Genomic DNA, 22141 nt, shown 5'->3' on the forward strand with positions numbered 1-22141 from the left:
CCGACATGGCAAAGAAACTTCCTAAAACCGATGTGGTGGTGGTGGGACTGGGCTGGGCGGGATCCATCATCGCCAATGAATTAACCGATGCCGGCCTGGAAGTCATCGCTATCGAACGCGGCCCCTGGCGCGATACCGCACGGGATTTCAACGTCGCCTCGGTAACCGATGAATTGCGTTACAATCGCAGTCAGGAGCTGATGCTGCGCACCCGGCAAAATACCCTCACCATACGTAATAATCTTTCTCAAACCGCGCTGCCCATGCGCTCCTGGGGCTCATTTCACCCCGGTAACGGCACCGGCGGCGCGGGCAATCATTGGGCGGGCATCACCTTTCGTTTTCAGCCGGAAGAGTTCCGCCTGAAAAGCCATCTTATCGAGCGTTATGGCGCCGCCGCCATGCCCGAGGAATTAACCCTGCAAGACTGGGGTGTCGACTGGCAGGAAATGGAACCGTTTTATATGCAGTTCGAGCGCTTAGCCGGCACCTCGGGATATGCCTCCAATCTCAACGGCATAAAACGCGAGGGCGGCAACCCCTTTGAGGGCATGCGCTCCGGCGATTATCCCACGCCGCCGCTGAAGCAACCCTACGGACCGACGCTGTTTGCCGAAGCCGCCAGAAGTCTGGGATATACTCCCTTCCCCGTTCCCTCGTCCCTGGTGTCGCAGGCTTATACCAATCCACTCGGCGTCTCCATGGGACCCTGTACCTTCTGCGGCTACTGCACCAACTACGGCTGCGCCAACTATGCCAAGGCCAGCGCCATCACCACCGTGTTGCCGGTGCTGGTGCGTAAAGAGAATTTCTCCACTCTCACCCACTGCGAAGTGATGAAAGTCACCCTGGACTCCACGGGCAAACGCGCCACCGGCGTGGTCTATATGGATTCATCAGGTGATGAGTGGGAACAGCCGGCCGATTTGGTGATTGTGACCGCCTTTACCTTTGAGAACGTGCGCCTTATGCTGCTGTCCGGCGTCGGCAAGGCATACGATCCGGTGACCAATACCGGCACCACCGGCCGTAGTTATGCCTACCAAACCGCCAACTCGGTACAGGTGTTTTTCGACGATAAAAACTTCAACCCCTTTATCGGCGGCGGCGCGGTGGGCATGGGCATTGATGATTTCAATAATGATAACTTCGATCATGCCGGACTGGGCTTTTTTGGCGGCGGCAGCATTCGCGTCACCCCCATCGGTTCGGCGCCCATCGCTTATCATCCCACCCCGGACGGCACACCAACCTGGGGCAGTGAATTCAAGCGCCAGGTGAAGAAAAATTATCTCAGCAGCATGAGTATCGGCTGCGAGGCCAGCAATTATTCCACCCGTACCAATTATTTGTCCCTGGACCCGACCTACAAAGATCCCTTGGGACGGCCGTTGCTGCGCATGACGTTCGACTTCACGCAAAACGAATTAAAGATGGCCAAATATTGCACCGACCGGGTAGGCGAGATAGCCAAAGCAATGAACCCGCGGGAATACTTTCTGCATCCGATGAAAGGACACTGGAACTCTTTACCCTATCAATCCTCTCATGTTGTCGGCGGGTTTATCATGGGCGCCGACCCTTCCACCAGCTCGGTGAACAAACACCTGCAGGTATGGGATGTACCCAATCTGTTTGTGGTGGGCGCCTCGGCTTTTCCTCAGAATCCCGGCTATAACCCCACAGGTACCGTGGGGGCGCTGGCATTCAAAGCCGCTCACGCCATCCGCAACTATTATATGAAACGCCCCGGGGAGATGATCACCGCATGAGAACGCTAACGTGTTTATACGTCGGACTGCTGGCGCTGTTGGTGGGGGCAGGATCGGCCTTGGCGCAGCCGGAGTTCGACCAGGTGGAAAGAGGACGTTACCTGGCGGTGGTGGGAGACTGCAGCGCCTGTCATACCGCCGATCCCGCCAAACCCTTCGCCGGGGGCTTTCGCATCGATACGCCGTTCGGCGCCCTGCTCGGCGCCAATATCACGCCGGATGTGGTGACCGGCATCGGTAACTGGACCTTTGACGACTTCCAGCGCGCCATGTCGGAAGGTATCGGCCACGGTGGCAAGCGGCTCTATGGCGCCATGCCGTTCACCGCCTATACCAAAATGACCCAGCAGGACAACCGGGATTTATGGGCCTATTTGCAAACCCTGCAGCCCATCGCCAATGAAGTTAACACCAATCAGCTGCCGTTTCCCTTCAATATCCGCACCAGCCTGCTGGTCTGGGATTGGCTGAACTTCGATCAAGGCGAATTCAAACCCAATCCGATGAAATCCGTCCAATGGAATCGCGGCGCCTACCTTGTGGAGGGTCCCGGCCATTGCGGCACCTGCCATACGCCGAAAAATCCCCTCGGCGGCGACAAAAACAGCCATTTCCTGCAGGGAAACAATCTTGGCGCCTGGTGGGCACCGGATATCACCAATAACGATCACAGCGGTATCGGTCTATGGACTGAAGAAGACCTGATCAGCTATCTGCGCACCGGCGTCAATCGCTTCGTCATCGCCTCCGGCCCCATGGCGGAAGAAGTGGAACACTCCTCCCAGCATTGGCACAATGCCGATCTGAAGGCGGTGGCGGTATATCTCAAAAGCGACAAAATCCAGCAACCGGCGCCCCAAGCCCTCAGCGCCGATGACAGCCGCATGGTGGCGGGTAAGGCGATATATTTCGATCGCTGTTCCGCCTGTCATAATTCCGCCGGCACCGGCGAGCCGAATATATTCCCGCGCCTGGCGGATAACCCGTTAATCCGCGCCGCCAACCCCACCTCGCTGGTTAACGTGGTGCTGGCGGGAAGCCGTGCCGGCTCAACCGCCAGCCGTCCCACCGCGCCGGCGATGCCCAGCTTCGCCTGGAACCTCAACGATGAACAGGTGTCGAATGTCCTGACGTATATTCGCAATAGCTGGGGCAATGCCGCGGAACCGGTCAAACCCGCCGAGGTCCAGCGTCTGCGCAAAAACCTGCAGCCGTAACTTATGATATCAGGGAAAACCAGTATGAGGGGACGTCAGCACGAGCGGCCTCTTCTCATACTTTTTTGCTTCCCAAAGGCACCGGGCGCATGCAGGGTACGGGATATCCCCGTCCTGTCCCTCCAGCCTCGGTATTCAACACCGGCACACATGAAAAAACATCAGCAGCACTTGATTTTAATTAACTCATCCGCGTCTTTTATCAGCCTCCATACGACAGGTTATTATGCTGTGGAAGGCTCACCCCCGCGCCCTTCCCAGGCGACCCGCGGGCTTTAACACGCCGGTGAATATTTGATAATTTATGCATGGCTAATATAATCGTTCTGTTTCGCCGGCCTAATATTATATACATTGAGGCGTAGCGGTTATTTTAATATGTGCAATATCATTAATATTCAATTTATACTTTACTCAACTCCAACAATCTTTACCTCTGGCTGCTGGCCCATAGATATATTTTAGGTTATGCTGCCGGAATAATTGATCTCATCCCATTATTTTTAGCTTCATATAAAAATAGTTAACTTATTATTTATACACATTCAATTATGTACCTACCTATGATAAATATCTCTAAATCTTTAGCCTGGAAACTGGTCTTTTTATTATCCTCACTATTTTGGCTGGCGGTCATCGGATTAATCACCTGGCTTTAACGCGGCCACTTTGCCCGCGTCCAAAAAAGATGCGGGCAAACCGGTTATTTCAGTGAAGGCTGCGCCTGATAAGGTACTTCCCGATCGCTGCGTTTATCCAGGCGGTAAGCCTGATAAGCCGCACGAATGCCAAACAGAAAGATACTGACCATCACAAAGATAAATAGCGCGGTCAGTGCGGCGTTGAGCTGATTATTAAATACCAGCCGGCTCATTTCGATCATGCTTTTAGCCGGGCCGATAATCTGATTTTGATCAATACCGGCCTGGTATTTATTGGCCAGGGCCAGAAAGCCCACCCGGGGATCGGCGGAAAAAATCTTTATCAAGCCCGCGGAGGTGGTGCATACCAGCAAAAATACCATCGGCACGCCGGCTACCCAGGCATATGCCTGCCGCTTCATCTTGAACAGCACCACAAAACACAGCGTCAACGCCATGGCCGCCAGCATCTGGTTGGCGATACCGAACAGCGGCCACAGCGTGTTGATTCCCCCCAAAGGGTCAACCACGCCTTGATAAAGAAAGTATCCCCATGCCGCCACGCAAAGCGCGGTGGCGATAACATTGGCCGCCAGCGATTCGGTGCGCCGCAAAGAGGGCACCGCCACGCCCAGCAGATCCTGCAGCATAAACCGCCCGGCGCGGGTGCCCGCATCCACCGCCGTCAGGATAAACAGCGCTTCAAACAGGATCGCGAAATGATACCAGAAGGCCATGCTGATAAAACTGACCGCCTGGCTGAGAATATGGGCCATGCCCACCGCCAGCGTCGGCGCGCCGCCGGCGCGGGAGACAATGCTGGTTTCCCCCACCGATTGCGCATACTGCGTCAGCATGGCCGGCGTCACTTCAAAGCCCCAGCCGCTGACGGTAGCGGCGGCCGCTTCCACCGTCGAGCCCCCCAGCGCGGCGGCGGGGCTGTTCATGGCGAAATAAACCCCCGGGTCGATAACCGAGGCGGCCACCAGCGCCATAATCGCCACAAAAGATTCCATCAGCATGCCGCCGTAGCCGATAAAAGCCGCCTGGCTCTCATTTTCCAGCATTTTAGGCGTGGTGCCGGAGGCTATCAGCGCATGGAAACCGGACACCGCGCCGCAGGCGATGGTAATAAACAGAAAGGGAAACAGCGAACCCGACCACACCGGCCCGGTGCCGTCCACAAAACGGGTCATGGCGGGCATTTCCAGGGTCGGGGCAATAAAGACGATACCGATGGCCAGGCCGATAATGGTGCCGACTTTGAGAAAGGTGGACAGATAGTCACGCGGCGCCAGCAGCAGCCAGACCGGCAGGATAGACGCCACGCCGCCGTAAATCACCAAGGTCCAGGTCAGCTGCTTGCCGTCAAGGGTGAAAAAGGGCGCCAGGGCCGGACTACGGGCCACATCGCCGCCGAAAATAATGCCGGCCATTAACAGCACAAAGCCAATAAGAGACACTTCACCGATTTTCCCCGGCCGGATAAAGCGCAGGTAAATTCCCATAAACAGGGCCAGCGGAATGGTAAAGGCCACGGTAAACGCCCCCCAGGGGCTGTTGGTCAGGGCCTTCACCACAATCAGCGCCAGCACCGCCAGGATAATAATCATGATCATAAAGGTGCCGAACAAAGCGATAACCCCCGGCACGGCACCCAATTCCTGCTTGATAAGATCACCCAGCGACCGGCCGTCCCGCCGCAGCGAGACAAACAGCACCATGAAATCCTGCACCGCCCCCGCCAGCACCACGCCCGCCAGAATCCAGATCATGCCCGGCAAATACCCCATTTGCGCCGCCAGCACCGGCCCCACCAGCGGACCCGCGCCGGCGATGGCGGCAAAATGATGACCGAACAGCACATATTTATTGGTTGGCACAAAGTCCAGCCCGTCGTTATGGCGATAGGCGGGAGTCATACGCGTCGGATCCAGTTGCAATACCCGGCGGGCAATGAAACGGCCGTAATAGCGATAGGCAATTAAATACACCGACACCGCCACGACTAAAATCCACAGCGCATTAATTTTCTCGCCGTTATGCAACGCGATAATCCCTAATCCAAAGGCACCGGCAATAGCAACCAAGACCCAGACAAGATGGGAAGTGATGTTCCGCATAAACCCCTCCATACTGATTTTTTAGCTTTCTACATTAAGACCACGTTTGATGAAGACCCCACTGTTGTATTCCCCATTCTCATAACATTGCGTAAACAATATTGACAGGCGCTTGATTCATATTTGTGATCCACTAAGAAAGCTTTGATAATCTCTCACTGAAAATCCGAGGTAGTCTATAATCGCGGTTCTATTATCGAACCTTGTAACAATGACAACTAATAGCCAGAGTTAATTAAACCAGGTGCTGATATCGACACGGCGATATAAATTGCGACTATGATCACGTATTTAAAATACCCCGTCGGCGGTATTCATCCCACGGTAACCCACTTCAGCAGTATAAGTGAAAAGATGGCCGGAATACCGAACACCAACAGCAGCATCGGCAATTCCTCCAGCAGCCCATAGCCCCCTTGGGTTACGCCGCCCCATAAATTGAACAGTGAGATAACCAGCCACACCAGGATAAAGGCCTTGACCGCCGCCAACACAGTTATGGCGGTAATAAAATGCGCCACCAGCAAAAACACCCCCAGCAGAACCAGACCGCCAGAAACCACTAACACTGTATGCATGGGATAAGTCCCGCAAATGATAGATAACCTGCTATGCATAACATAACCAACCCATGCCGTCATCTCTAAATGACGAATCTTACAACAACCCGCAGCATGGGGATGGCGGTCCCTGAGCATACAAAATCGGGATCCATGTTCAAGAAGAGCATTAAGCTTCAGACACAAACTCTTCTAGAAAGAACGCAGCCATATGATTTAATAAGTGTTAATTCATGGAATATTCTATAAAATAAGCTTTAATCGTTTTACTTCTCGAGATCAGTATAATTCTAAGGGAAAAATATATATTTATTATTATTTATAGTAGTCCTTATTTCCGTTTAAAAAAGCATCAAACATTCATTTATATAAAGTTTAGAAACACCTTATTTACTTAGGGTTGATGGCCGTGAGAATATACGTTTCAGCAGACGTATTTCCTCGTCATGACGTTGATTTTTACACGCTCAGCTTTTTTACGGATTTCTGTTCAGCAAGGGAAAGGACCTTCACAGTATGGATAATTTTTCAATCAGCTTAAATGAAACCACCGCCGGTCAGCACAATAATGAACCGGTAAATTATGATCCACAAAGCCCGCTAAATTCAATGACAAATGCTGCAAACGTCGTATTAAAAGGACCAGGCTCAACAGCAGGACAACAGTCCTATTCCTTATCGGCCGCGTTTGTCCCTCACCGGGCCCAATCGCCGGCCATTGACCAACATGAAACCGGCGGTCAAATAGCCCTCATTGACGAAGAGACCCGGAGGTTGGAAAACAAGGCCAGACAGTGCGTGCTGGAAGCCGTTAAAGCTCAAAAAATGCAACAGCAGCTTTTGGCGATGGAAGCCCTTCGGGCAAAGGAAAAGCGCGCATCGCGACACATCACCGACGATGCGCCGAAAGCTGCGCAAAGATTTAGCTTCGTGCCAGTGGAGCAATGGGGCGCAGCTTCCCGGCCTGGAAGCTTTAACACGCCCAGCACTTCTCATAGGCAGTCCGCCGCCGCGGACAGCGCCGCATTATCCCGGACGCAAGGCCATTACGACGATCCGGACGATTGCGCAAACCCTCCCGTCATCCTACGAAAACAAAAGCCGGTTCCCCGCCCACGTTTATCCATGCCGGAATCGCCGCCTACGCGACCATTGCCGCCCTCACCCCCCTCCCTGTCGCCGGAGATGCGCCCTCGGCTATCCCGTAGTTCTGCGCAAAAAAATGAAAGTTTGAAAACACTGTTTGGATTGAAAACACAGCCTGTACCGATATTGCGACCCCGTTTATTGCATTCAAAGCTCCCGCAGGAGGTCATCCCCGGAACGTTGGAAGACCTGAAAAAAACATTTCTGTCCATACTCGCCAAGAGAGCGCTGGAAGTGAAGGATTTTGATAATTTAGGAATCAATTATTTAAATGACATAGATTCAATTCTGCAAGAGAAGCGGGATGCCATGAATAAAATGATCGGCATACTGAGCAAACTGGAAGATCATGACGATGAAGTTATTATGCTGAACGCCCTGATTCGCATTTTTCAGTCCGCTAAGAATATCAGCGATTTTTTCAACGTTATTGCGAACGATACGGGAGTCATCATGGCGCTTGTTCATTAGTCTGAATTATCATTTGAAACAAAATTCCGGCGGCCGCACGCTCTGGAAATATCAATAAAATTCTTTTGAAAGATAATAGAATAAAACCTTATACGGTCTTGGGATGGCTAATGGACATTTTTGTCATCATGTTGAGCCAGCAACTTTGCGCCATGTTAAAGAGCAAAATGTCCCTCTGTCGCGGCAAAAATCCCTGGTTTAAACCTCCCCTCTTCTGGCCCGCCCGATTATGGTTTACCATGTCCATTGCACAGCTTGCATCCCTTCGGGGATCCAAGCCTAACGATCTGACCGGACATCCGTAAACAGTGACAAAACCAATCAAACAGCCGACTTTCCTGGTACATGATTACGAAACCTTCGGCAAGCACCCGGCGCTGGATCGCCCGGCCCAGTTTGCCGGCATCCGGGCCGATTTGGAATTTACCCCGCTGGGGGAACCGCAGGTTTTTTACTGCCGGCCGTCGGACGACTACCTGCCCGATCCGGAAGCGGTGCTGATCACCGGCATTACGCCGCAGCAGGCCGCCCGCGAGGGGGTAACCGAAGCGGAATTCGCCCGTCGCATCCATGCCATGTTCAGCGTGCCGGATACCTGTATCCTCGGTTACAACAATATTCGTTTCGACGATGAAGTGACCCGTAATATCTTTTACCGCAACTTCTATGATCCCTATGCCTACAGCTGGCGGCAGGGAAACTCCCGCTGGGATCTGCTGGATGTGATGCGCGCCTGTTATGCCCTGCGTCCGGAGGGCATCAACTGGCCGCTGAACGATGACGGCCTGCCCAGTTTCCGATTGGAACACCTGACGCGGGCCAACGGCGTGGAGCATGCCCATGCCCATGACGCCATGGCGGATGTCTATGCCACCCTGGCCATGGCCAGGCTGGCGCGTCAGGCACAGCCGAAACTGTTTGATTATCTCTACCGGCACCGGGGCAAACAGCCGTTGAAAGCCCTGATCGATATTGCCACCATGAAACCCCTGGTGCACGTGTCGGGCATGTTCGGCGCCGGGCGCGGCAATACCGCCTGGATAGCGCCGTTGGCCTGGCATCCGGATAACCAGAACGCATTGATTGTCTGCGACCTGGCCGGTGATATGTCGTTATTGTTGGACCTGGATGCGGACCGGTTGCGGACCCTGCTCTATACCCGACGGGATCAGCTTGGAAAACAGGCGCCGGTACCCATCAAACTGGTGCATATCAATAAATGCCCGGTGCTGGCACCCGCCAATACCCTGCGACCTGAAGACGCTGAGCGGCTGGGCATCGATCGTAAGCGTTGCCTGGATAATCTGCATATCCTGCGCCAGCATGCCGAAGTGCGGGAAAAGGTCCTGGCGGTATTTAGCGAGGCTGAACCCTATGTCCCCTCGAGGGACGTGGATGCCCAACTGTATAACGGCTTTTTCAGCGACGCCGATCGGACCGCGATGGGCATTATCCTGGAAACCGACCCCATCAATCTGCCGGCGCTGGACATCAGTTTTGTCGACGGCCGCCTGCAAGAGCTGCTGTTTCGCTATCGGGCGCGAAACTTTCCCCACACGCTGGATGACAGCGAACAGCGGCGCTGGCTGGACTACCGCAAGAACCTGTTCAGCCCGGAACGCGTGCAAACCTATGTGGCTACGCTTGAGGGGCTTTATGTCGAACATCAGGACAATGAAAACCACCTTCGGCTGTTGAAAGCGCTTTATGACTATTTACAGCAGCTTTAAGTTGCGAAGCGTCAGGTTTCCCAGCAGCGTCAGAGTTTTAGCTGATTTAGGCGTTTTTCAGCATCAAGCCGATTTCGGTTTGCGTAACCATACGTTCAAAATGGCGAAGTTCCGCCTGTTTGCAGGTATGGTAAACGTGGCAAAAATGCTCGCCCAATTGACGAGTCAACCCCTGACTGCCGGCAAAAACTTGCAGTGCCTCGCATTGACGGATGGGCAGCGTCACTCCCTGGGACTCCTCGCCGTTGCCGGTGACCTCCAGGGGTAACGGCAGCGGATATTCCAGCCCGTGCGCAATGCCGGCCAGCGCCGCGGCCAAGGCCAGATAGGGATTGGCATCCGCCCCCGCCACCCGATACTCCACCCGGTGATTGGCGCTGTCGCTGCAGGGTATACGCAGTGCCACGGTACGATTGTTATGGCCCCAGTTGGCCTGCGTCGGCACATACATTCCGGGTTGGAAACGGCGGAAAGCATTGACGTTCGGCGCCAGCACCGCCATGGAAGCCGGCATCAAATCCAGCATACCGGCCAGGATACGACGCATCAGCGGAGAATCCCCACGGCCACCGTCGGACAACAGGTTATTGCCCTCTCTGTCCCGCAGGCTGATATGCAGATGCATCCCGCTACCGGCGAAGTCTTCATAAGGTTTCGCCATAAAGGTGGCGTTCATGCCGTGATTTTCCGCCACCAGCCGTATCAGCCGTTTCAGCTGCAAGGCATGATCGCAGGCCTTCAGCAGATTATCGCCATGAAGCAGATTGATTTCGAACTGACCGGGGGAAGATTCAGCTACCGCGCCGTTGATGGGCAGCTTCTGTAAACCGGCCAGCCGGTGGATATCCGACAGCACCGCGGCGAAATTATCCAGATTTTCCAATGAATAGACCTGGGGCTGGGTATGGCGTTCATGGGTTCCCGGCGCACAGGGCGGCTGTAGCATGCCGGTGGGATCCCGGTTCTGATCCACCAGGTAAAACTCCATTTCCACCGCCACCACCGGGAAAATATCCCGCTGTTTAAGCGCTTGCCATACTTTGCTCAAGACATTGCGCGGTTCAACATCAAAAGGCATACCGTCCTCCTCCAGCATGGTCAGCATCAGCTGTGCCACCTGTGTGGGATCGGCGGCGGAAGGCAATAGCGTACCGGCTACCGGCATACAAAGGTGATCCGGCTCCCCTTTTTCCTGCCCGAGACCCGCCTCCTCGACGGTATGACCGTACAGATTGATGGCAAAAACCGATGAGGGGAAATAACAGCCGTTTTCAATTTTCGACAATCCGGCGATGGGGAGACGTTTACCACGAAAAAAACCATTCAGATCTGTTAGGAGAATATCGACATGCTGCGTATGGGGATAGCGTTCCAGGTAAGCATCAACCTCCCGCTGGAACGCGCTGGTTCGTTTTTCATCCCGGTAATGCGCTTCACGGCGAGGAGCCGTACAAAGCTCGACTTCCTTGAGATTATGCATATATCACCCGCATGAACATACTGCTGACGAGATTATGGCCTGCACCAAATCCGTGGGCGCACACTACGCCCGCTTTAAAGAACATAGTGGCAATCGCCATTCTTGGCAAACATACCCCTGAAAGTTGAATAATCGGCCCAAGACTAATAAATTAATAATATAATTGATAATTCATTTTTTCACAGACGTTTTGACTGTTTCGCCTCGGTAAATCAGATTGTTGTTGCCTGCGGCATAGCGTTTGGACGGAACTCAAGGAGATCTTTATGACGGATTATATAGCGAGCTATTATGCCGCAACCATCAATAATCACTCGCGCTATCCGGCACTGGAGGAAGCGATCACCTGCGATGTCTGCATCATCGGCGGCGGATTCACCGGCCTCTCGTCAGCGCTGTTTCTCATCGAAGCCGGTTATGACGTGGTGTTGCTTGAAGGGGCGCGCTTCGGCTGGGGCGCCAGCGGCCGCAACGGCGGCCAGGTGGTGAATTCCTATAGCCGGGATATCGACATTATTGAAAAGCACTACGACAGGACCACCGCCGATAACCGTCTGCTTTACGGCGGCGGCGTCGTTTACGGCGCGCGGAAACCGGAGGATATCGACAGCCTTATTTTGCCCAAGCTATTGAAGACGTTTACACAGTTAAGGGGGGGTCGGTATTGATTATCGCTGGAGCGGCAATTTTTTGCTGACTCTGGCCCGAATGCCGCAATTCGGCCGGTTGGAAAACAATGTGTATTTTATGCAGGGTTACAGCGGCCATGGCGTGGCGTGCAGTCATCTGGCGGGCAAGCTCCTGGCGGAAATGCTGCGCGGCGATGCGGAGCGGTTTGACGCCTTTGCCAAATTACCCCATCTGCCTTTTGTCGGCGGGCGGCGGTTGCAGGTGCCCCTTACCCTGCTGGGCGCGGCGTATTATGCCCTGCGGGATCGGCTCGGGGTTTGAGAAATCAGTCCCATAGTTACGGTCTCCCGTTAACAGGCTCGGTTCAGCATCGGTGTTAGCGGGCCTACCGTGCTGTGGGGCGCTCCGGCGGGCAGAAAAACCATGCCCGCTTCGACCCCATCAGCACGGTCTCCCTTTAACACGCTCGTTGCACGATCAATGATTGCGGGCCTAGCCTGTCATGGGGCGCTCGGCGGGCAAAAAAAACATGCCCGCTACGACCCCATTGACACGCTCTCCCTTTAACAGGCTCGTTGCGAGATCTGTGATCGCGGGCCTGCCCCGCCGTTACGACAGCCGTATGGGCATCAGGGCCGGATCCGGATATTGGTATTCGAATCCCAGCTCGCGGCAGATAAGGTTGCCGTCGATGATTTTACCGGTTTCCTTATCATCGCCGGGCAAAAATTCCGGCGGCTTACTGCCCAGTTCCCGCGCCCGTGCCGGATAGTAGTCCCGTTTCGCCGGATGCCCCGGCGTGCAGATATTATACAGATGACCGCCCTTGGGCAGTTTTAGCAATAATTCGATGGCGCTGATAACATCGGATTGATGGACCAGGTTCACACCGTGGGAGCCGCCGGGCAAATGGGTCTTGCCCGCCAAAAACCGGCCGGGATGGCGGCTCGGGCCCACTAGCCCCGCCAGGCGCAGGATGTCCACCGAGGTATTAGGCAGGCGATGCAGCCACTGCTCCAGTTCCATCAGGCAAATCGCCGTGGGGGTGACCGGCGCCAGCGGGCTGCGCTCCCGCAGGGTGCCGACGGTGTCGCCGTATACCGAGGTGGAACTGGTAAAGACAATTCGCGGCACACCGAAGGCCAGGGCGCTGTCCACCACTTGCCGCACCGCCAGGAAATAATCCGCGGGACGCTCTACGGTATGACCGGCCGGCAGGGTAACGATAAGAGCCTCAACCTGGAACAGCGCGGAAAGGTCTTCAGGCTCAGCTTGAATTTCCGGCGTCAGCAGCAGCGGATAGCACTCCACGCCGCACATCCGGGCCGCGTCAACCCCGTCCGGCGTGGTTTTCGTCCCGGTAACGCCATAGCCTTTGGCCAATAATGAGAGGGCCAGTGGCATTCCCAGCCACCCCAACCCCACAATCGCAATTTTTTTCATATTCCCTTTCCCTCGTCTGCGAGGCGCCGCTTCAACAGAGATCGGTAGCCTCGCCGCTAAACATCAAGTCGATGGGCAAAAAAATGTTGCACTCGGCGGCAAATATCGTTAGGTTAACTATAAAGGTAACACACCGTTTCATCATCAGCTTATTGCGAGAATTTTTATGAACTGCGTTCTGTTTAGCCACCATCACCACCATCACCCTGACTAGTCTTTCAGGCGCTTGGTGCTGGAAGACAAAAATCTTCCAGTGGCGCAGAACTTAAGAGAGCCCTCGGAAGATTTCTTCCGAGGGTTTTTTTTTGGCTCAATAAATTTAATTTTCAGGTTAGAGGGTTTCACTTTGGACAAATCACGTTTACGGATAGCGATGCAAAAATCAGGCAGACTGAGCACGGATTCGCAGAAACTGCTCGAGCACTGCGGTATCCAAATCAATCTCCAACAGCAGCGCTTATTGGCGTTCGCGGAAAACATGCCCATCGACATCATGCGCGTCCGTGACGACGATATCCCCGGCCTGGTGATGGACGGCGTGGTGGATTTAGGCATTATCGGCGAAAACGTACTGGAAGAAGAGTTGCTCAATCGTCGCGCCCAGGGCGAAGATCCCCGGTACTATATCCTGCGTCGCCTGGATTTCGGCACCTGCCGGCTCTCCCTGGCGCTGCCCCTGGACGAGCCCTTCACCGGACCGCAGTGCCTGCAAGGCAAACGCATCGCCACCTCTTATCCGCACCTGCTAAAACAATATCTCGACAAACTCGGCATCAATTTCAAATCCTGCCTGCTGAACGGCTCGGTGGAAGTGGCGCCCCGCGCAGGCCTGGCGGACGCCATCTGCGATCTGGTTTCCACCGGCGCCACCCTCGAGGCCAACGGCCTGCGGGAAGTAGAGGTAATTTACCGCTCCAAAGCCTGCCTTATCCAAAGCGATGTCGAACTGCCGCCGGCCAAACAGGCTTTGATCGACAAACTGATGGTTCGTATCCAGGGCGTGATTCAGGCCCGGGGATCGAAGTACATCATGCTGCACGCGCCCACCGAGCGCCTTGACGATATCGTGGCCCTGCTGCCGGGCGCCGAACGCCCCACCATCCTGCCGCTGGCCGGCGATAAACAGCGGGTGGCCATGCATATGGTCAGCAGCGAAACCCTGTTTTGGGAAACGATGGAAAACCTGAAAGCCCTCGGCGCCAGCTCCATTCTGGTGCTGCCCATTGAAAAAATGATGGAGTAGCGTCATGACCTCTTCCCCTTTTTCAACGCCGGTTCGCTGGGACGATTGTTCGCCCCGGCAGCGGACGGAGCTGTTGGCCCGTCCCGCGGTGGCGGCCTCGGACAGGATTGGCGACGCGGTGCGCGACATTATCGGCCAGGTCCGCCAGGGTGGCGATAACGCCATCAAAGCCTTTAACCTGCGCTTCGACCACACCGCCACCGAACAATTACGGGTCAGCGAAGAGGCTATCCGGCAGGCGGCGGAACGCCTGGCGCCCGAAGTGAAACAGGCCATGGCGACGGCGGTAAAAAATATCGAATGTTTCCACCGCGCCCAGCAACTGCCGCCGGTGGACGTGGAAACCCAGCCCGGAGTCCGCTGCCGCCAGCTGACCCGGCCGGTGGCCTCGGTGGGCCTTTACATACCCGGCGGCTCGGCGCCATTGCCCTCAACGGTGTTAATGCTGGCCACGCCGGCGCGCATCGCCGGCTGCGGCAAGGTGATCCTTTGCTCGCCCCCGCCCATCGCCGATGAAATCCTTTATGCGGCACAGCTGTGCGGCGTACAGGACGTGTATCAGGTAGGGGGCGCCCAGGCCATTGCCGCCATGGCCTTCGGCAGCGAGACGATACCCAAGGTGGATAAAATCTTCGGTCCCGGCAACGCCTGGGTTACCGAGGCCAAGCGCCAGATAAGCCAGCTGGCCGGCGGCGCGGCCATCGACATGCCCGCCGGTCCCTCCGAGGTGCTGGTGATAGCGGACAGCCATGCCACCCCGGCGTTTATTGCCGCCGATTTATTGTCCCAAGCGGAACACGGCCCGGATTCACAGGTGATTTTACTCACCCCCGACCCGGCCATCGCCAACGCCGTGGCCCTGGAAACCGACACGCAGCTCGCCCGGCTCTCCCGCGGCGATATCGCCCGCCAGGCGCTGGGAGGCAGCCGCTTGATTATTGCCCGCGACCTGGCGCAATGCATCGAGATAAGCAATCAATACGGTCCCGAGCACCTGATTATCCAGACCCGCGATGCGGAACAGTGGGTAGCGGCCATCACCAATGCCGGTTCGATATTTCTCGGCGACTGGTCGCCGGAGTCGGCGGGAGATTATGCCTCCGGCACCAACCATGTACTGCCGACCTATGGCTACACCTCCACCTATTCAAGCCTGGGACTGGCGGATTTCCAGAAGCGCATGACCGTTCAGCAGCTCACGCCGCAGGGTTTGCTGGGATTGGCGCCCACCATTGAAATCTTGGCCGCGGCGGAACAGCTCACCGCCCATAAATACGCCGTCACCGTGCGTGTTGCCGCGATCAACGCATTACAGGAGCAACCATGACTATCAGCCAATTGGCGCGCGCCAACGTCTTGGCGCTGGAACCCTATCAGTCGGCGCGCCGTCTCGGAGGCAGCGGTGATGTTTGGCTCAACGCCAACGAATATCCCCTGCCGCCGTCCGTCACATTGCGCCAAGGCAATCTGAACCGCTATCCCGCCTGCCAGCCGGAAGGGGTGATAAACGGCTATGCCGCTTATGCCGGCGTTAAGGAAGATGCGGTCCTGGTCTGCCGCGGCGCCGATGAAGGCATCGAGCTGCTGATTCGCGCCTTTTGCGAACCGGGCCGGGATGCCATCCTGTTTTGCCCGCCCACCTACGGCATGTATGCCGTCAGCGCCGAAACCTTCGGCGTGGCGCGCCGCACTGTCCCGGCGCTGCCCGACTGGCAGCTGAACCTGCCCGCCATCGAAGCGCAACTGGACGGCGTGAAGCTGGTGTATGTCTGCAGTCCCAATAACCCCACCGGCAACATCATCCAGCCGGAAGAGCTCAAAGCGCTGCTGGAGATGACCCGCGGCCGGGCGCTGGTGGTGGCGGACGAAGCTTATATCGAATTCTGCCCCGAGGCGACCCTGGCTGGCTGGCTGGCGCACTACCCGCACCTGGTTATCCTGCGGACTCTGTCCAAAGCCTTCGCCCTGGCGGGATTACGCTGCGGCTTCGTACTGGCCGACGCCGAGGTGATCCAACTGTTGCTGAAGGTCATCGCCCCCTACCCCGTCTCATTGCCGGTGGCGGATATCGCCGAGCAGGCACTCAGCGCGGAGGGCCTGACGCTGATGCGCGACCGGGTGGCGGAAATCACCGCTACCCGAGGATGGCTGGCGGTCGAGTTACAACAGTGCGAAGCGGTGCTTGAGGTCTATCCCAGCGAAAGCAATTATTTACTGGTGCGCTTCGCGCCCGGCAGCCCGGCGTTTAAAAGCCTCTGGGATCAAGGTATTATCCTGCGCAATCAAAGCAAACAGCCGGGCCTGGCCGATTGCCTGCGCATCACCATCGGCACCAGGGAAGAGTGCCGGCGGGTGGTGGCCGCGCTCCGTGAACTGCCTGTGACCGCTACTCACCGCCAGGAGGCATTGTGAAGCAGAAATTACTGTTTATCGATCGCGACGGCACCCTGATCGCCGAACCGGAAGATTTCCAGATTGACCGGCTGGACAAACTGGCGCTGGAACCGGGGGTCATCCCCGCCCTGCTGGCGCTGCAAAAAGCCGGCTTCATCCTGATTATGATCACCAACCAGGACGGGCTGGGGACCGCCAGTTTCCCGCAGGCGGATTTCGATGCGCCCCACAAACTGATGATGCAGATTTTCAGCTCCCAGGGCATCCGCTTCGACAAGGTATTGATCTGCCCGCATCTGCCGTCCGACGGCTGCGAATGCCGCAAACCCGGCACCGGCATGGTACAGGTCTATATGGAAAACGGCCTGATGGATACCGCCAACAGCTATGTGATAGGGGATCGGGAAACCGATATGCAACTGGCGAACAATATGGGCATCAACGGACTGCGTTACCAACCCGAGGCCCTGGATTGGCCGGCGATCGCCGAACAGCTGACCCGCCGCGACCGCTACGCCCATGTTAACCGCGTCACCCGTGAAACCGCTATTGATGTCCAGGTCTGGCTGGATCGGGAAGGCGACAGCGCCATCAATACCGGCGTCGGCTTTTTTGATCATATGCTGGATCAGATTGCCACCCACGGCGGCTTCCGTCTGCGCATTGAGGTCAAAGGGGATTTGTACATTGACGACCACCATACGGTGGAAGATACCGCCCTGGCGATGGGAGAAGCCATTAATCAGGCCCTGGGAGACAAACGCGGCATCGGGCGTTTCGGTTTTGTGCTGCCCATGGACGAATGCCTGGCGCGCTGCGCGCTGGATATTTCCGGCCGGCCGCACCTCGAATACAAAGCGGAATATACTTATCAGCGGGTCGGCGATCTCAGCACTGAAATGGTAGAGCATTTTTTCCGCTCCCTGTCCTATGCCATGGCCTGCACCCTGCATCTGAAAACCAAGGGTAAAAACGATCATCACCGGGTGGAAAGTTTATTTAAAGTGTTCGGACGTACCCTGCGCCAGGCAATCCGGGTGGAAGGCAACACCCTGCCCAGTTCGAAAGGAGTATTGTAATGAACGTCGTGATCCTCGATACCGGCTGCGCCAATCTCTTTTCCGTCACCGCCGCGGTGCGCCGCCTCGGATATCAACCGGTGGTCAGCCGCGAAACCGACACCGTCCTGCGGGCGGATAAACTCTTCCTGCCCGGGGTAGGCACCGCCCGTGCGGCCATGGATCAATTGCGGGAACGCGGCCTGATTGACCTGGTGAAATCCTGCACTCAGCCGGTGTTGGGCATTTGCCTCGGCATGCAGTTATTGGGTAGCCGAAGCGAGGAAAACGGCGGTATCGCCACCTTGGGCATCATCCCTACCCCGGTGGCCAAAATGACCGATTTCGGTTTACCGCTGCCGCACATGGGCTGGAACCAGGTACAAGCCCGCAGCGACAGCCGGCTATTTCGCGGCATCGACGACGGCAGCTATTTCTATTTTGTCCATAGCTATGCCATGCCGCTCTGTGCCGCCACCCTGGCCCAGTGCAATTATGGCGAGCCGTTCAGCGCGGCGGTGGAACAGGATAACTTCTTCGGCGTACAGTTCCATCCCGAGCGTTCCGGCGCCGCCGGCGCCCGTTTACTGAAAAACTTTCTGGAGATGTAACCGGTGATTATTCCCGCTTTGGATTTAATCGATGGCCAGGTGGTGCGGCTGCATCAGGGCGACTACGGGCAAAGCCGACAGTACGGCAACGATCCGCTGCCCCGCCTAAAGGATTATGTTCGGCAAGGGGCGCAACTGCTGCACCTGGTGGATCTCACCGGCGCCAAGGACCCGACGGCCCGCCAAATCCCCTTGTTAAAAACCTTGCTGGCCGGTGTGACGCCCGCGCCGGTGCAGATTGGCGGCGGCATCCGTTCGTTATCGGACGTGGAAGCCCTGCTGGATGCCGGCGCCACCCGGGTCGTGGTGGGGTCCACCGCGGTGAAACAACCGCGGGAGGTGCAGGGATGGTTTGAACGTTTCGGCCCGGATGCGTTGGTGCTGGCCCTGGATGTGCGCATCGACGACAAAGGGCGGCGCCGGGTGGCGGTCAGCGGCTGGCAGCAAGACTCTGGGATCACCTTGGAAGAAGCCATCGGGCAGTACCAGGCCTATGGACTTAAACATGTGCTATGCACGGATATTTCCCGCGACGGAACCCTGCAAGGCTCGAACGTCGCTTTATACCGGGACATCTGTCGCGCCTATCCCACCATCGCTTTCCAAGCCTCGGGCGGTATCGGCGGCCTGGAGGATATCAGGCAGTTACGCACCAGCGGCGTCCAGGGAGTGATCGTGGGCCGTGCCCTGCTGGAAGGTAAATTCACCCTTGAGGAGGCCATCGCATGCTGGCAAAACGCATAATTCCCTGCCTGGATGTCCGGGACGGACAAGTGGTGAAAGGCGTACAGTTCCGCAACCATGAAATCATCGGCGATATCGTACCCCTGGCCCGCCGCTACGCTGAAGAAGGCGCCGACGAACTGGTGTTCTACGACATCACCGCCTCATCGGACGACCGGGTCGTGGATCAGAGCTGGGTAGAACGCGTGGCAGAGGTGATCGATATTCCTTTCTGCGTGGCGGGAGGCATCAAGACCCTTGAACAAGCCGGCCGCATCCTGTCGTTCGGCGCCGATAAGATTTCCATCAACTCCCCGGCGCTCGCTGACCCGACGCTTATCACCCGCCTGGCGGATCGCTTCGGCGTGCAGTGTATCGTGGTGGGCATCGATACCTGGTTCGACGCCGACAGCGGCACCTACCAGGTCAATCAATATACCGGCGACGAGACCCGCACCAAAGTGACCCAATGGTTGACCCCCGACTGGGTAACAGAAGCACAACAGCGCGGCGCCGGTGAAATTGTCTTGAATATGATGAACCAGGACGGCGTCCGCAACGGCTACGATCTGAACCAGCTTAAGCTTATCCGCGAACTGTGCCATGTACCGCTCATCGCCTCGGGCGGCGCCGGAACGCCGGAACATTTCCTGGAAGCCTTCCGCGACGCCGAAGTGGATGGCGCGCTGGCGGCCTCAGTGTTCCATAAACAAATTATCAATATCAGAGAATTGAAAATCTTTCTCGCACAACAGGGAGTAGAGATCAGATTATGTTAACCGAACAACAACGCGCCCAGCTGGATTGGACTAAAACCGATCAAATGATGCCCGCGATTATCCAGCATGCCGTCTCCGGCGAAGTCCTGATGCTGGGGTATATGAATCCGCAAGCGTTGCAAGTCACGCAAGATTCCGGCAAGGTCACCTTCTTTTCCCGCAGCAAACAGCGCTTGTGGACCAAAGGAGAAAGCTCCGGCCACTTTTTGAATGTGGTCAGCATCCATGCCGACTGCGACAACGACACGTTATTGATCCTGGCCAATCCCGACGGACCCACCTGCCATACCGGCGCCGACAGCTGCTTTTCCCCCGCCGCCACCGACTGGGGCTTTTTGTACAAGCTGGAAACCCTGCTGGCAGGGAGAAAAAACGCCGATCCCCAGAGCTCCTATACCGCCCGGCTCTATGCCAGCGGCACTAAACGCATCGCGCAAAAGGTAGGAGAAGAAGGCGTAGAGACCGCGCTGGCCGCCACGGTACACGACCGGGAAGAACTCACCAACGAAGCCGCCGACCTGGTCTATCACCTGCTGGTTTTACTGCAGGATCAGGATTTGGATCTAAGCCGTGTCATCGACTGCTTGCGACAACGCCATAACAAATAGACGCTGAATAGTCGAGTGGCTGTCTACCCCCACCCCGATACCGCTACCAGCCCGACTTCCCCCTCCATGAATTTTTTTAATGCAGGGGGCTACTTTTTAAGCGGGTGCTTAAAATTAACTAATCACATTGAATAAAATGTACGGCCAGGAGGGACGAGACCAGGGGAAAGTTTTTTTGTGAATCTAATTTCGATAAATACATAATATTGCTTGGATGTTTTCATTGCCTGGTTTGTGCAAAGCTGCGCTGAGTTTTTTTATATTTTTTACCTGTCCAAATTGATTTTTTTTGTCAAGATAAATTATATTTTGCGCCAGCATCCTGATATGTTCATAGCAATGCAAACCATTAGGTGGTTCACATAGCCTCGCCAAGGTTAAAAAAACAGACAAGTTATCCTTTTGAGGAATGTAACTAAAATAGATCAAAATAAGTCGGGTGATGGCAAGTTGATATTCGTGCCAAAGTGGTTTCAGCGCGATAAATATATCCGTGCAAACCATGGCATACCTTTCTGGCCGGATCCGTATAAACATTTCCTTGCAGAATTTCAACCATAATTCTCCCTGTAACTGAAATGCCTCTCGGGTTTTGATGAGGACAGGCATCTCAAGCCGGTCTTCCAGGTCTGTCCCATCAAGCATATAGCTACCGCTTCCACTAATTTCATTGATTTCAATGGGCTGTTTAGACCATTGATTAGCAATTTGCTGTGTTCTCTGGAAAAAGGAATCAAATAAATCCAAATCATCAATAATTGATTTTTGGAACATGGTTTTCAACATTCTTAATTGCTTTAGTGGTTTATAAACAGAAACCTTTCCCGGATTATCATCGGTTCCCAATAACCTCATTATTGCCGGCCCGGTACAATTTCTATCGAGACTACGCAATAGCCACAGGTACTGAAAGTCTATTTTCGGCGATGCGGCGGGACAATATTTATCCCTTGCTACGTCGGCCGGCAGGTTAAAACTCACCGTGCGTTTAACCAAAGGCCGGCCGCTGCGGGTTGTCGGCGCTAATGCTTGAGCACCTGAAGGTACGGGTGTATCCATAGCGGCAGCGTTTTTCTTATCGGCGTTAAAGCTCGGTTGACGGTTCACAACGCTCCGGGAGCATATTGAAATACCTGACAAACGGCCTTTGCCCGGATACGTTGTTATTGCGGCGATGTAACCTGGAGAGGGCCGGTATTCCCCTTCACTCTCAGGAATAGCCTCCAGGGAGCGCGCCCTTGCCGGGCGCCTTTCAGTGTTATCGGCATTATTACCCTCACTATTCCCGGCTAGCTTTTTCGTAAAACTTGATAAGGGAATATGATTTGACACCGTCGTTAAGCCTGTCGCCACTTTACTCATTTGCGAGGTGGAGGAATGCCTATCCGGAGAAGACGCTTCATCATTGCGACAGCATAAAAACCGAATCATATCTGGGGCTCCTGGCTAATAAAAAAAAGACCGAACATGTGTAAAATCTTCATCAATATGATTGTTTTTCTTAAAAGCCCA

General features: G+C 55.5%; 17 protein-coding genes, 1 pseudogene and 1 other annotated feature. Of the genes and pseudogenes, 13 read left to right on the forward strand and 5 right to left on the reverse strand.

The genetic code is table 11. From position 1 onward, the window contains the following. Positions 1-5 precede the first annotated feature (5 nt). Both HB631_RS10615 and HB631_RS10620 read left to right on the forward strand, forming a co-directional pair. A complete protein-coding gene (locus tag HB631_RS10615) occupies positions 6-1772 on the forward strand; it encodes a GMC family oxidoreductase (protein ID WP_213991114.1) in 1767 nt (588 codons plus the stop codon). Beyond that, positions 1769-2989 carry a cytochrome c gene (locus HB631_RS10620; protein ID WP_213991115.1) on the forward strand — a complete coding sequence of 407 codons (1221 nt, stop codon included), beginning with the start codon at positions 1769-1771 and terminating at the stop codon, positions 2987-2989. Before HB631_RS10615 ends, HB631_RS10620 begins: the two co-directional genes overlap by 4 nt. Before the next feature lie 703 nt (positions 2990-3692). Here HB631_RS10620 and HB631_RS10625 read toward each other — a convergent pair. Together HB631_RS10625 and HB631_RS10630 are read right to left on the reverse strand one after the other, a co-directional pair. Further along, a complete protein-coding gene (locus HB631_RS10625; RefSeq protein ID WP_275955688.1) occupies positions 3693-5753 on the reverse strand; it encodes a carbon starvation CstA family protein in 2061 nt (686 codons plus the stop codon). Positions 5754-6067: 314 nt separating this feature from the next. Further along, entirely contained in the window at positions 6068-6331 is a 264-nt protein-coding gene (locus HB631_RS10630) for a hypothetical protein (protein ID WP_213991117.1), read from the reverse strand. A 498-nt stretch (positions 6332-6829) separates the two neighbouring features. On the opposite strand from HB631_RS10630, the gene HB631_RS10635 reads away from it, so the two are divergent. Both HB631_RS10635 and sbcB read left to right on the forward strand, forming a co-directional pair. After that, a complete protein-coding gene (locus tag HB631_RS10635; RefSeq protein WP_213991118.1) occupies positions 6830-7930 on the forward strand; it encodes a hypothetical protein in 1101 nt (366 codons plus the stop codon). A 308-nt stretch (positions 7931-8238) separates the two neighbouring features. Further along, positions 8239-9660, forward strand: a complete 1422-nt coding sequence (gene sbcB, locus HB631_RS10640; protein ID WP_213991119.1) for an exodeoxyribonuclease I — start codon at positions 8239-8241, stop codon at positions 9658-9660. 46 nt (positions 9661-9706) lie between these two features. On the opposite strand, the gene HB631_RS10645 is transcribed toward sbcB, so the two are convergent. After that, complete coding sequence (locus tag HB631_RS10645; RefSeq protein WP_213991120.1) at positions 9707-11140, reverse strand: glutamine synthetase family protein; 1434 nt, start codon at positions 11138-11140, stop codon at positions 9707-9709. Between the two features lie 266 nt (positions 11141-11406). Here HB631_RS10645 and HB631_RS10650 point away from each other — a divergent pair. Further along, positions 11407-12091, forward strand: a pseudogene (locus HB631_RS10650) (FAD-binding oxidoreductase). Positions 12092-12379: 288 nt separating this feature from the next. On the opposite strand, the gene HB631_RS10655 reads toward HB631_RS10650, so the two are convergent. Continuing rightward, complete coding sequence (locus HB631_RS10655; protein ID WP_213991121.1) at positions 12380-13213, reverse strand: SDR family oxidoreductase; 834 nt, start codon at positions 13211-13213, stop codon at positions 12380-12382. Between the two features lie 189 nt (positions 13214-13402). Next, positions 13403-13520 (forward strand) — a sequence feature (His leader region). A gap of 66 nt (positions 13521-13586) precedes the next feature. Here HB631_RS10655 and hisG point away from each other — a divergent pair. Genes hisG through hisIE form a run of 8 tightly spaced genes read left to right on the forward strand, consistent with a single transcriptional unit; the run spans position 13587 to position 20629 of the window. Beyond that, entirely contained in the window at positions 13587-14456 is an 870-nt protein-coding gene (gene hisG, locus HB631_RS10660) for an ATP phosphoribosyltransferase (RefSeq protein ID WP_213991122.1), read from the forward strand. A gap of 4 nt (positions 14457-14460) precedes the next feature. Continuing rightward, complete coding sequence (gene hisD / locus HB631_RS10665; protein ID WP_213991123.1) at positions 14461-15783, forward strand: histidinol dehydrogenase; 1323 nt, start codon at positions 14461-14463, stop codon at positions 15781-15783. Further along, entirely contained in the window at positions 15780-16868 is a 1089-nt protein-coding gene (gene hisC, locus HB631_RS10670; protein WP_213991124.1) for a histidinol-phosphate transaminase, read from the forward strand. The genes hisD and hisC overlap by 4 nt, the downstream gene beginning before the upstream one ends. Then, positions 16865-17929, forward strand: a complete 1065-nt coding sequence (hisB, locus tag HB631_RS10675; protein WP_213991125.1) for a bifunctional histidinol-phosphatase/imidazoleglycerol-phosphate dehydratase HisB — start codon at positions 16865-16867, stop codon at positions 17927-17929. The genes hisC and hisB overlap by 4 nt, the downstream gene beginning before the upstream one ends. Then, positions 17929-18519: an imidazole glycerol phosphate synthase subunit HisH gene (gene hisH / locus HB631_RS10680; RefSeq protein WP_213991126.1), complete on the forward strand. Its 591-nt coding sequence runs from the start codon at positions 17929-17931 to the stop codon at positions 18517-18519. Before hisB ends, hisH begins: the two co-directional genes overlap by 1 nt. Before the next feature lie 3 nt (positions 18520-18522). Next, positions 18523-19263: a 1-(5-phosphoribosyl)-5-[(5-phosphoribosylamino)methylideneamino]imidazole-4-carboxamide isomerase gene (gene hisA / locus HB631_RS10685; protein WP_213991127.1), complete on the forward strand. Its 741-nt coding sequence runs from the start codon at positions 18523-18525 to the stop codon at positions 19261-19263. Next, positions 19245-20021 carry an imidazole glycerol phosphate synthase subunit HisF gene (gene hisF / locus HB631_RS10690; RefSeq protein ID WP_213991128.1) on the forward strand — a complete coding sequence of 259 codons (777 nt, stop codon included), beginning with the start codon at positions 19245-19247 and terminating at the stop codon, positions 20019-20021. The genes hisA and hisF overlap by 19 nt, the downstream gene beginning before the upstream one ends. After that, complete coding sequence (gene hisIE / locus HB631_RS10695; protein WP_213991129.1) at positions 20015-20629, forward strand: bifunctional phosphoribosyl-AMP cyclohydrolase/phosphoribosyl-ATP diphosphatase HisIE; 615 nt, start codon at positions 20015-20017, stop codon at positions 20627-20629. Before hisF ends, hisIE begins: the two co-directional genes overlap by 7 nt. A gap of 183 nt (positions 20630-20812) precedes the next feature. On the opposite strand, the gene HB631_RS10700 is transcribed toward hisIE, so the two are convergent. Continuing rightward, positions 20813-22060 (reverse strand): hypothetical protein, encoded by a 1248-nt coding sequence (locus HB631_RS10700; RefSeq protein WP_213991130.1) that lies wholly within the window; start codon positions 22058-22060, stop codon positions 20813-20815. Between the last annotated feature and the right edge of the window lie 81 nt (positions 22061-22141).

Source organism: Sodalis sp. dw_96, assembly GCF_018449575.1.
Lineage (GTDB): Bacteria > Pseudomonadota > Gammaproteobacteria > Enterobacterales > Enterobacteriaceae > Acerihabitans.